Source organism: Bacillus sp. C-3-6, from assembly GCF_054509685.1.
In genome coordinates this window covers 302,501-314,866 of the sequence record NZ_CM137247.1, presented here as the reverse complement: position 1 = coordinate 314,866, position 12,366 = coordinate 302,501, and the positions used below count along the sequence as shown (strand labels likewise).

Below are 12,366 nucleotides of genomic sequence, written 5' to 3'. Positions count from 1 at the left end.
AAGAAGTAGAAGCTTTTTTCACTTTTCTTATTTCATACTTTCTAAAAGCTCTTGCTCATAATCATAAAGAGCTGTTGGATAGTCCCCATTAAAGTAAGCCATGCATAGGCCGCCATATTTCCCTTCATATGGACGTCCAATTGCATCTACTAATCCATCTTCGCTTAAAAATGTTAAAGAATCTGCTCCGATCATTTCGCGGATTTCTTCTACTGTATTATTTGCTGCAATTAATTCTTTTCTCGTTTGAATATCAATGCCATAGAAACATGGATATTTCAGAGGTGGTGAAGCAATTCTTACATGAACTTCTGTCGCTCCAGCCTCACGAAGCATACGAACAATTCGTTTACTTGTCGTTCCTCTTACGATAGAGTCATCAATCATAACAACTCGTTTCCCCTCAACCACACCTCTTACTGCGGAAAGCTTCATCTTAACCCCTTGCTCACGCAGTTCTTGAGAAGGCTGGATAAAAGTACGTCCAACGTAACGATTTTTAATTAATCCTAATTCATACGGAATGCCTGTTGCCTCCGCATAGCCAATCGCAGCTGAAATACTAGAGTCTGGTACACCAGTAACAACATCCGCTTCAATAGGAGCTTCCGCTGCTAAACGTTTTCCCATATTTTTACGCGCTGCATGAACGTTAACACCAGCAATATTAGAATCTGGTCGTGCAAAGTAAATATATTCCATACTACAAATCGCATGTTCTACATCGTTTGTGAAACGATCTACGTGAATTCCTTCATCATTAATGATAAGTAATTCACCAGGTTCTACATCGCGAATGTATGTTGCACCTACTACATCAAAAGCACATGTTTCAGATGCTACAACGTAAGCATCCCCCATCTTTCCAATTGAAAGCGGACGGAATCCATTTGGATCTAACGCAACGATCATTTCATTTCCAGTTAGTAAAAGATACGCAAACGCACCTTTCACTTTATTTAGAGCCTCTTTTACACTTTCAATTAAAGAGTCTTTCGTACTACGTTTAATAAGATGTAAAAGTACTTCTGTATCTGAACTAGTTTGAAAAATACTTCCCTCTGCTTCTAATTCACGACGAAGCATTTTTGCGTTAATTAAATTTCCGTTATGAGCTAACGCCATACTATGATCGGAAAAACGGAACAACAATGGTTGAACGTTAGCAACTTCACTTCCACCAGCTGTTGCATATCGTACATGTCCGATTGCTGATTTTCCATTTAATCCTTCTAACTCACCTCTTGAAAACACTTCTGATATTAAACCTAATCCCTTGTGACCGACGATTTTTTCCCCATTATTTACGACAATGCCTGCGCCTTCTTGCCCACGGTGCTGTAAACTGTGCAATCCGTAGTATGAAACTTGTGCTGCATTTTCATGCCCCCAAATTCCGAAAACGCCACATTCTTCGTTTAACCCCTTTATTTCAGCAAGCATGGGATTGCCCCTTTCCAAGCCTTTCTCATTTCATCTACATTTGCTGTAAGTAATACTTCATTTTCTTCATTATGAATTGTTACTTCATTTGTACTTGTTACTTCGCCAACTTGGATTGCTTCTACCGCTTTCTCAAACGCCTCTTTATTTTCACGTTTTACAGTTATCACGAAGCGAGACTGTGATTCAGCGAATAATGCTGCTGTTGCTTCTCCATCTAATTTCACAGTAGCACCTAAGCCGTTAGCACCAATTGCACTTTCTGAAATTGCCACTGCTAAACCACCCTCAGCAACATCATGTGCAGATTGAACAAGACCAGCTTGAATTGCTTCTAATACTTGTTTTTGGCGTTTTAATTCTACATCTAGATCGATACTTGGTGATTGACCGAAAATTTTTCCGTGAATCATTTTCTGTAATTCACTTCCGCCAAACTCAGCTTTCGTCTCACCGATTATATAAACTAAATCACCAGCTTGCTTAAACTCTTGTGTTGTTACATGTTTTAAGTCATGTACAAGTCCGACCATCCCAACAGTTGGTGTTGGATATACAGCTTCGCCACTACGTTCGTTATACATCGATACGTTTCCGCCGATAACTGGTGTTTGTAATGTGCGACAAGCTTCACTCATACCGTCTACTGATTTCTCAATTTGCCAGAAGATTTCTGGTTTTTCTGGGTTACCGAAGTTTAAGCAATCTGTAATTGCAAGTGGCTCACCGCCAGAGCATACGATATTACGCGCTGCCTCTGCTACTGCAATTTTACCGCCCATTTCTGGATCTAGATAAATGTAGCGAGAATTACAATCTGTCGTCATTGCTAATCCTTTTTCTGTACCGCGTACACGTACAACTGCTGCATCTGAACCTGGTGTAACCACTGTGCTTGTACGAACTTGGTAATCGTATTGATCGTATACCCACTCTTTACTTGCAATTGTTGGTTGCTGTAATAGAGCGAATAACGCTTCTTTATAATTTTCTACTTTTGGCGTTTCCATTTTCATTGCTTGGAATTCAGCAAAGTATGCTGCTTCTTTTGATGGTTTATGATAAATTGGTGCTTCTTCTGCTAAAGCATCTGCTGGAACTTCAGCTACCTTTTCACCTTTATGGAATAAACGAAGCATTTTATCTTCCGTTACTTTCCCCATCGTAACCGCTGCGAGACCATACTTCTCAAATAAATCTACTATTTCTTGTTCTCTACCTTTTTTCACAACAATTAACATACGCTCTTGTGATTCAGACAGCATCATTTCATATGGTGTCATCCCTGTTTCACGCTGTGGTACATCATCTAAGTACATTTCAATACCCATTCCTGCTTTACTTGCCATTTCTGCAGAAGATGATGTTAAACCAGCCGCACCCATATCTTGAATTCCAACAAGTGCATCAGATTGAATTAATTCTAAACACGCTTCAATAAGAAGTTTTTCCATAAATGGATCCCCTACTTGAACCGCTGGACGTTTCGCTTCTGAGCTTTCAGATAGTTCTTCCGACGCGAATGTTGCACCGTGAATACCGTCACGACCAGTTGATGCTCCTACGTACATTACTGTGTTACCAGCACCGTGCGCTTGCCCTTTTTTAATGTCTTCGTGGTTAATTAAGCCTACGCACATTGCATTTACAAGTGGATTTCCTTCGTAACATGGATCAAATTGTACTTCGCCGCCAACAGTCGGAATACCGATGCAGTTACCGTATCCTGCAATTCCTGCTACTACTTCTTCGAATAAATATTTCACACGTGGTGACTGTAATTCACCGAAACGAAGTGAGTTTAATAGAGCTACCGGACGTGCTCCCATAGAGAATACGTCACGAATAATACCACCAACACCTGTTGCTGCTCCTTGATATGGTTCAATAGCTGAAGGATGGTTATGACTTTCCATTTTAAATACAACTGCTTGATTATCACCGATATCTACAATTCCAGCGCCTTCTCCAGGTCCTTGCAGAACGCGCTCACCTGTCGTTGGAAACTTACGAAGAACTGGTTTTGAATTTTTATAACTACAATGTTCAGACCACATTACAGAGAACAATCCTGTTTCTGTATAATTTGGCAGACGACCTAAAATCTTTTCAACCATGGCAAACTCTTCGTCTGTTAGCCCCATTTCCGCATATATACGCTCTTCTTTAATTTGTGTTGGATTTGGTTCAAGCATTAACGACATATGTTTCCCTCCACTGTTTTAAGATAGATTGAAAGACTTTTAACCCTTCAGCACCGCCAAGTAATTCATCTACAGCACGCTCTGGATGTGGCATCATACCAAGTACATTTCCTTTTTCGTTTACAATACCAGCAATATCTGAAACGCTACCGTTAGGATTTTCTACGTAACGGAATGCGATTTGATTATTCTCTTCTAATTGTTTAAGAGCCTCTTCGTCACAATAGTAATTCCCCTCACCATGAGCGATTGGAATATTGATTACTTCATTTTTTTCATATTGTGATGTAAACATCGTTTCATTATTTTCAACACGCAACTGAACAGTACGACACATAAATTTTAAGTTTTCGTTTCTCATTAATGCTCCTGGTAGTAATCCTGATTCAACAAGAATCTGGAATCCATTACATACACCTAAAATCGGCTTTCCTTGCTCAGCAGCTTTTTGTACTGCTTTCATTGCATTAGCAAAGCGAGAAATAGCACCGCAGCGTAAGTAGTCACCGTAAGAGAATCCACCTGGTAGTAAAATTGCATCATATTCATCTAAATTCTCTGTATCGTGCCAAACGTAATCTACTTCTTCGCCAAGCTCATCTTTAATTGCATGGAACATATCGACATCACAGTTCGAACCTGGAAATACTATTACGGCAAATTTCACTGTGCGACAACCTCCTCAACTTCATAACGGAAGTCTTCCATTACAACGTTCGCTAATAGTTTTTCACACATTTCTTTTACCTTGCTATCTAAGTCAGATACAGATTTATCAATTGTTAGTTCCATGTACTTTCCGATTCGAACGTCTTGTACTTCTGTGAATGAAAGACTATGAAGAGCTCCTTTTACCGCTGTTCCTTGTGGATCTAATACGCTTTCTCTTAATGTTACATATACCTTAACTTTATACATGTGAAATTCCCCCTAAACGTTTTAAAATCTCTTCATAAGCATCTGTTAAATTTCCAAGATCGCGACGGAATACGTCTTTATCAAACTTCTCATTGCTCGTTTCATCCCATAAACGGCAAGTATCTGGTGAAATTTCATCCGCTAATATGATTTCTCCCTCTTCCGTTACACCAAACTCTAATTTGAAATCTACTAATCTTACACGACAGCTTGCGAAATGATCAATCAACACTTGATTGATTTGTAGAGCCATATCTCGTAATACGCTTACTTGCTCTGGCGATGCAACGTTTAATACACGAATATGATCTTCCGTTACAAGCGGATCTCCTAAATTATCATCTTTGAAGTAAAATTCTACGATTGGTTCTGCAAGTACAGTTCCCTCTTCCATTCCTAATCGTTTTGAAAGACTTCCTGCAATTACATTTCTTGTGACAACTTCTAAAGGAATAATACTCACTTTTTTAACAAGTTGTTCTGTTTCAGATAACTTCTCAACAAAATGTGTTTTAATTCCTACTTCTTGTAACTTTCTGAACAATAAAGTTGTAATCTCATTGTTCAAACGACCTTTTCCTGTAATCGTCTCTTTTTTCTCCCCATTGAAAGCAGTCGCACTATCTTTGTACTCTACCCAAACCATATCTGCTGATTCTGTACGATAAATTCTTTTTGCCTTACCTTCATACAGCAATTCTAGCTTTTGCATTTCGCAAGCCCCCTGTAGTTTGAAAAATGTGAATAATTTTTTTATAAAGAATGGCACAGAATGACTCTATTCTGTGCCATATGAAATTTTACGCTTCGTTTAATCCAAGGCGTTCAAAGATTGTATCAACGTGTTGCATATGATGCTCATAGTTGAAGCATTCATTAATTTCTTCTTGTGTTAACTTACTTGTAATACGCTCATCAGCTTCTACAAGCTCTTTAAATTGTACTTGTGTTTCCCAAGCTTCCATCGCTTTAGGCTGTACGATATCATAAGCTTCTTCACGTACCATACCTTTGTCGATTAGTGTAAGCATTACGCGCTGAGAATAAATTAAGCCATATGTTCTTGTCATATTGCGTTTCATATTCTCTGGGTATACAGTTAAGTTTTTAACGATATTACCAAAGCGATTTAACATGTAATTTAATGCGATTGTAGCATCTGGTAAAATTACGCGTTCTGCTGAAGAGTGAGAAATGTCACGCTCATGCCACAATGGAACATTCTCATAAGCTGTCATCATATAACCGCGGATAACACGAGCTAAACCAGTCATATTTTCAGATCCAATTGGATTACGCTTATGTGGCATTGCAGAAGAACCTTTTTGGCCTTTTGCGAAAGCTTCTTCGACTTCACGTGTTTCACTCTTTTGTAAGCCACGAATCTCAACTGCCATCTTTTCGATAGATGTTGCGATTAATGCAAGTGTTGACATGTAGTGTGCGTGACGATCACGTTGCAATGTTTGTGTTGAAATTGGTGCTGCTTCTAATCCTAGATTTTCACAAACATATTTTTCTACGAATGGATCGATATTTGCATATGTACCAACCGCACCAGATAGTTTACCAACACGAACTGTATCAGCAGCTTGTTTGAAACGTTCTACGTTACGTTTCATCTCTTCATACCAAAGACCAAGTTTTAAACCGAATGTTGTTGGTTCTGCATGAACACCGTGTGTTCTTCCCATCATGATTGTGTATTTATGCTCTTTCGCTTTGTTAGCTAAAATGCTTACAAAGTTCTCTAAGTCTTTTAATATAATTTCATTCGCTTGTTTTAAGATGTAAGATAATGCTGTATCTACTACATCTGTAGATGTTAAACCGTAATGAACCCATTTACGTTCTTCGCCTAGTGCTGGCGTTTCTGATACAGCACGAGTGAATGCAACTACGTCATGACGTGTTTCTTTTTCAATTTCATAAATACGATCAATATCAAATGATGCATGTTCACGAATTTTTTTAACATCTTCTTTTGGAATATCGCCAAGCTCAGCCCATGCTTCACAAGCTAAAATCTCAACTTCTAACCACGCTTTAAATTTGTTCTCTTCCGTCCAAATCGCACCCATTTCAGGGCGTGTATAACGACTAATCATCTTTTTCCCTCCAACAGTTGTTCTTGATGGTCCCAAATATGCAAACTCTTCGCTTTTTCTAGAGCGACTTCAATATTATCATTTAAAATATTAACATGCCCCATTTTTCGCTGTGCTTTTGCTTCTTCTTTTCCATACAAGTGTAAATAGCACCCGGTTAATCTATTCACTTGTCTTAGGACCCCTTCTATATGTTCGCCTAAAATGTTTACCATGACAACTGGTTTTAACAAATTTGTTTCTCCTAGAGGTAAATTACAGATTGCTCGAATATGTTGACCAAATTGGCTCGTTTCACATGCATCCTGTGTATAGTGTCCTGAATTGTGAGGTCTTGGTGCTAATTCATTAATGTAAATCTCACCATTAGCTGTAGCAAACATCTCTACAGCTAGTGTTCCCACAAGTTTTAATTCATCCGCAAGTACCTTTGCATAAGCAATTGCTTTTTGAGAAAGCTCTTCTGTAATACGAGCTGGAACGATAGATTCATGCAAAATGTTATTTACATGAATATTTTCCGCTACCGGAAATACTTTCGTTTCACCACTTACACTACGAATCACAATAACGGATACTTCTTTTTCAAAAGGCACCCATTTCTCTAAAATACACTCTGCTTTATCCACAAGATCTCTTGCTGTCTCAACATCAGCCTCACTTCTTAAAACAACTTGCCCTTTCCCATCATATCCACCTGTCGTCGTTTTTAAGACGGAAGGGAATGATAACTCAGCAATTGCTTCTGTAAGCTGATCTTGATTTTGAACTAATCTATACGTTGCTACTGGTAACCCAGCCTTCTCAATTGCATTCTTTTCTGTAAAACGATTTTGCGTTTTATTTAACAACTGACTACCCTGTGGCAAGTAAGCATGTTTTTCAAGCCATTGTAAACATCTATAATCAATATTCTCAAATTCATATGTGACAACATCACTTATCTCTGCTAAATGCTGAATTGCTTTTAAATCGTCATATGATGCAACAATTTCAATATCAGCAACTTGTGCACATGGTGAGTTTTTTGTAGGATCTAAAACAGCAATTTTATATCCCATTTCCTTAGCTGCCAATGCCATCATTCTTCCTAGCTGGCCGCCTCCAATAATGCCGATTGTTTTTCCAGGTAAAATGATTCTCGTCATACTAGCTCACTACCTTCGCGCACATCTTTTTCAATTGCTTCTCTTCTCAATTCTAATGCATCATGTATGTCATCATGGAATGATCCAAGTATTTGTGCAGCAAGTAAACCAGCATTTGTTGAACCAGCCTTACCAATTGCAACAGTTGCAACTGGAACCCCTCCTGGCATTTGGACGATGGATAATAATGAATCTAAGCCGTTTAACGCTTTTGATTGAACTGGCACTCCAATTACAGGAAGATTCGTCTTCGCTGCAACCATTCCTGGTAAATGTGCTGCTCCACCAGCTCCAGCAATAATAACTTTCAATCCACGTTCACGAGCCGTCTCTGCATATTCAAACATATAATCCGGAGTCCGATGAGCGGATACAACTTTTTTCTCATACGGTATATTTAATTCATCTAAAATGTCACAAGCATATTTCATTGTTTCCCAGTCTGACGTACTTCCCATTATGACTCCAACTAGTGATTTCATATTAGAATCCCCCCGATTCAAATAAAAAAAGCCTGAAATAGAACATTTTCTCTTTTACTATGAGAGAAAGCGCTCTACTCAGGCATACGTATCCCTTGTGAATAGAAAAATACCGAGTGACTTTCCCTCATAGTCTAACGAATAACGGTCGTTAGGTAGAGACTTGCAGGCCATATCCCCGCGATTATATGAGGTCTTATATTATTGTTTCTATGGCTATATTAACAATATTTCATAAACGATGTCAATAAATAATCGAATGTTTTTTTATTAGTAGTCAATAACGTTCGTGTTTTAGTTATATTCAAAACAAGAATTGCAACTATATGCAAGAAGAAAAAGGAATTAGAATATATATTTCTAGAGATCTATTTACTTATAATCGTTTATATAGTACTTCAGTATGTTTTAAATCAAAATATATACACTCTTGTATTCTACACATCAATAGAACTTTTATATAACGATTTAATTTCTAAGGAGGATAAAAGTGAAAGAAAGAACTATGCTATTATCCTATTTATTTTTTTCTATCGCAGTAATTGTTGTAATTATTGAATACTTATTTATAGCATCTCATTATTTAAAATATATACTTATGATAGAAATAATGTGTCCTATTTTAAGTATTACTTTAGCGGCATTAGGAAAATCCGGAACACAAAAAATCATTGCTATTATTTTAAACAGTCTCTATTTCATTCTTTTTTCGTCTTTAGCGTTATTAAATTTATGGATTATAACATTCGGTAAATAAAAATAAACACAAAAAACCTAAGTCGAAACGACTTAGGTTTTTGCTTGGCGACGTCCTACTCTCACAGGGACAAGGTCCCAACTACCATCGGCGCTAGAGAGCTTAACTTCCGTGTTCGGTATGGGAACGGGTGTGACCTCTCTGCCATCATCACCAAACTATGAAGGCATATTCCTTCAAAACTAGATAACATTTGCTACATATTATATGGTTAAGTCCTCGATCTATTAGTATTCGTCAGCTCCACATGTCACCATGCTTCCACCTCGAACCTATCAACCTGATCATCTTTCAGGGATCTTACTAGCTTACGCTATGGGAAATCTCATCTTGAGGGGGGCTTCATGCTTAGATGCTTTCAGCACTTATCCCTTCCGCACATAGCTACCCAGCTATGCCCTTGGCAGAACAACTGGTACACCAGCGGTGCGTCCATCCCGGTCCTCTCGTACTAAGGACAGCTCCTCTCAAATTTCCTACGCCCACGACGGATAGGGACCGAACTGTCTCACGACGTTCTGAACCCAGCTCGCGTACCGCTTTAATGGGCGAACAGCCCAACCCTTGGGACCGACTACAGCCCCAGGATGCGATGAGCCGACATCGAGGTGCCAAACCTCCCCGTCGATGTGGACTCTTGGGGGAGATAAGCCTGTTATCCCCGGGGTAGCTTTTATCCGTTGAGCGATGGCCCTTCCATGCGGAACCACCGGATCACTAAGCCCGACTTTCGTCCCTGCTCGACTTGTAGGTCTCGCAGTCAAGCTCCCTTATGCCTTTGCACTCTACGAATGATTTCCAACCATTCTGAGGGAACCTTTGGGCGCCTCCGTTACACTTTAGGAGGCGACCGCCCCAGTCAAACTGCCCACCTGACACTGTCTCCCGGGTCGATAAGACCCGTAGGTTAGAATTTCAATACAGTCAGGGCGGTATCCCACCAGCGCCTCCACCGAAGCTAGCGCTCCGGTTTCAATGGCTCCCGCCTATCCTGTACAAACTGTACCAAAATTCAATATCAGGCTACAGTAAAGCTCCACGGGGTCTTTCCGTCCTGTCGCGGGTAACCTGCATCTTCACAGGTACTATAATTTCACCGAGTCTCTGGTTGAGACAGTGCCCAAATCGTTACACCTTTCGTGCGGGTCGGAACTTACCCGACAAGGAATTTCGCTACCTTAGGACCGTTATAGTTACGGCCGCCGTTTACTGGGGCTTCAGTTCAGAGCTTCGCTTACGCTAACCCCTCTCCTTAACCTTCCAGCACCGGGCAGGTGTCACCCCCTATACTTCGCCTTACGGCTTCGCAGAGAGCTGTGTTTTTGCTAAACAGTCGCTTGGGCCTATTCACTGCGGCTTTCCGTTAAGAAAGCACCCCTTCTCCCGAAGTTACGGGGTCATTTTGCCGAGTTCCTTAACCAGAGTTCTCTCGCACACCTTAGGATTCTCTCCTCGCCTACCTGTGTCGGTTTGCGGTACAGGCACCTTTTATCTCGCTAGAAGCTTTTCTTGGCAGCGGGGAATCAAAGACTTCGCTCCATAAGGAGCTTCCCCATCACAGCTCAGCCTTCACGATAAGCGGATTTGCCTACTTATCAGCCTAACTGCTTGGACGTGCACAACCAATCGCACGCTTCTTCTATCCTTCTGCGTCCCTCCATTGCTCAAACGATAAAGAGGTGGTACAGGAATATCAACCTGTTGTCCATCGCCTACGCCTGTCGGCCTCGGCTTAGGTCCTGACTAACCCTGAGCGGACGAGCCTTCCTCAGGAAACCTTAGGCATTCGGTGGACGGGATTCTCACCCGTCTTTCGCTACTCATACCGGCATTCTCACTTCTAAGCGCTCCACCAGTCCTTCCGGTCTGACTTCACTGCACTTAGAACGCTCCCCTACCACTGATACCATTGGTATCAATTCGCAGCTTCGGTGGTGTATTTAGCCCCGGTACATTTTCGGCGCAGAGTCACTCGACTAGTGAGCTATTACGCACTCTTTAAATGGTGGCTGCTTCTAAGCCAACATCCTAGTTGTCTAAGCAACTCCACATCCTTTTCCACTTAATACACACTTTGGGACCTTAGCTGGCGATCTGGGCTGTTTCCCTCTTGACTACGGATCTTATCACTCGCAGTCTGACTCCTAAGGATAAGTCATTGGCATTCGGAGTTTGACTGAATTCGGTAATCCGATGAGGACCCCTAGTTCAATCAGTGCTCTACCTCCAAGACTCTTACACTTAAGGCTAGCCCTAAAGCTATTTCGGGGAGAACCAGCTATCTCCAGGTTCGATTGGAATTTCTCCGCTACCCACACCTCATCCCCGCACTTTTCAACGTGCGTGGGTTCGGGCCTCCATTCAGTGTTACCTGAACTTCACCCTGGACATGGGTAGATCACCTGGTTTCGGGTCTACGACCACGTACTAAACGCCCTATTCAGACTCGCTTTCGCTGCGGCTCCGCCTCTTCAGCTTAACCTCGCACGGGATCGTAACTCGCCGGTTCATTCTACAAAAGGCACGCCATCACCCATTAACGGGCTCTGACTATTTGTAGGCACACGGTTTCAGGATCTCTTTCACTCCCCTTCCGGGGTGCTTTTCACCTTTCCCTCACGGTACTGGTTCACTATCGATCACTAGGGAGTATTTAGCCTTGGGAGATGGTCCTCCCAGATTCCGACGGAATTTCACGTGTTCCGCCGTACTCAGGATACATTCAAGAGAGAACGAAGTTTCGACTACGGGGTTGTTACCCTCTACGACGGACCTTTCCAGGTCGCTTCGTCTACCTCGTTCCTTTGTAACTCCGTATAGAATGTCCTACAACCCCAAGAGGCAAGCCTCTTGGTTTGGGCTATGTTCCGTTTCGCTCGCCGCTACTCAGGAAATCGCATTTGCTTTCTCTTCCTCCAGGTACTTAGATGTTTCAGTTCCCTGGGTCTGTCTTCCATACCCTATGTATTCAGGTAAGGATACCATACCATTACGTATAGTGGGTTTCCCCATTCGGAAATCTTCGGATCAAAGCTTACTTACAGCTCCCCGAAGCATATCGGCGTTAGTCCCGTCCTTCATCGACTCCTAGTGTCAAGGCATCCACCGTGCGCCCTTTCTAACTTAACCAAACTAAAAATTAAAAAATATGAGCTACACTGTTATCTAGTTTTCAAAGAACATACATTTATATATGAGAGATAGTTCTCTCAAAACTGAACAAAACGAAACACGGAAACTTATATTGATGAACAGCGTTCATCAATTCTCCATAGAAAGGAGGTGATCCAGCCGCACCTTCCGATA

Annotated in this window: 9 protein-coding genes, 3 rRNA genes and 1 riboswitch (1 of these 13 running past the window's edge); of the genes, 1 reads left to right on the top strand and 11 read right to left on the bottom strand. The window is 41.1% G+C overall.

What is annotated here, in order from left to right:
• Positions 1-27: 27 nt before the first annotated feature.
• The 8 genes from purF to purE form a co-directional block, all read right to left on the bottom strand.
• Complete coding sequence (gene purF, locus ACW0JX_RS01710; RefSeq protein ID WP_000879026.1) at positions 28-1,443, bottom strand: amidophosphoribosyltransferase; 1,416 nt, start codon at positions 1,441-1,443, stop codon at positions 28-30.
• Positions 1,428-3,647, bottom strand: coding sequence for a phosphoribosylformylglycinamidine synthase II (gene purL / locus ACW0JX_RS01705; RefSeq protein WP_000055560.1), 2,220 nt, complete (start codon positions 3,645-3,647; stop codon positions 1,428-1,430). The genes purF and purL overlap by 16 nt, the downstream gene beginning before the upstream one ends.
• Entirely contained in the window at positions 3,631-4,314 is a 684-nt protein-coding gene (purQ, locus tag ACW0JX_RS01700) for a phosphoribosylformylglycinamidine synthase subunit PurQ (protein WP_459245276.1), read from the bottom strand. The genes purL and purQ overlap by 17 nt, the downstream gene beginning before the upstream one ends.
• The gene (purS, locus tag ACW0JX_RS01695; RefSeq protein WP_000278823.1) at positions 4,311-4,565 is read right to left on the bottom strand and encodes a phosphoribosylformylglycinamidine synthase subunit PurS; all 255 of its coding nucleotides are present in this window, start codon (positions 4,563-4,565) and stop codon (positions 4,311-4,313) included. Before purS ends, purQ begins: the two co-directional genes overlap by 4 nt.
• Positions 4,558-5,277 (bottom strand): phosphoribosylaminoimidazolesuccinocarboxamide synthase, encoded by a 720-nt coding sequence (gene purC, locus ACW0JX_RS01690; protein WP_001170549.1) that lies wholly within the window; start codon positions 5,275-5,277, stop codon positions 4,558-4,560. The genes purS and purC overlap by 8 nt, the downstream gene beginning before the upstream one ends.
• Before the next feature lie 88 nt (positions 5,278-5,365).
• Positions 5,366-6,673: an adenylosuccinate lyase gene (gene purB / locus ACW0JX_RS01685; protein ID WP_000625682.1), complete on the bottom strand. Its 1,308-nt coding sequence runs from the start codon at positions 6,671-6,673 to the stop codon at positions 5,366-5,368.
• A complete protein-coding gene (gene purK, locus ACW0JX_RS01680) occupies positions 6,670-7,821 on the bottom strand; it encodes a 5-(carboxyamino)imidazole ribonucleotide synthase (protein ID WP_459245275.1) in 1,152 nt (383 codons plus the stop codon). Before purK ends, purB begins: the two co-directional genes overlap by 4 nt.
• Entirely contained in the window at positions 7,818-8,303 is a 486-nt protein-coding gene (gene purE / locus ACW0JX_RS01675) for a 5-(carboxyamino)imidazole ribonucleotide mutase (RefSeq protein ID WP_000839367.1), read from the bottom strand. Before purE ends, purK begins: the two co-directional genes overlap by 4 nt.
• 110 nt (positions 8,304-8,413) lie before the next feature.
• A riboswitch (purine riboswitch) is annotated at positions 8,414-8,515 on the bottom strand.
• A gap of 278 nt (positions 8,516-8,793) precedes the next feature.
• On the opposite strand from purE, the gene ACW0JX_RS01670 reads away from it, so the two are divergent.
• Positions 8,794-9,060 (top strand): hypothetical protein, encoded by a 267-nt coding sequence (locus ACW0JX_RS01670; protein WP_095691505.1) that lies wholly within the window; start codon positions 8,794-8,796, stop codon positions 9,058-9,060.
• A gap of 42 nt (positions 9,061-9,102) precedes the next feature.
• Here ACW0JX_RS01670 and rrf read toward each other — a convergent pair.
• The 3 genes from rrf to ACW0JX_RS01655 all read right to left on the bottom strand — a co-directional run.
• Positions 9,103-9,218 (bottom strand): 5S ribosomal RNA (gene rrf / locus ACW0JX_RS01665).
• A gap of 49 nt (positions 9,219-9,267) precedes the next feature.
• Positions 9,268-12,189 (bottom strand): 23S ribosomal RNA (locus tag ACW0JX_RS01660).
• Positions 12,190-12,335: 146 nt separating this feature from the next.
• A 16S ribosomal RNA gene (locus ACW0JX_RS01655) occupies positions 12,336-12,366 on the bottom strand; it runs 1,521 nt beyond the window's last position.
• The 16S, 23S and 5S rRNA genes sit together here, the layout of an rRNA operon.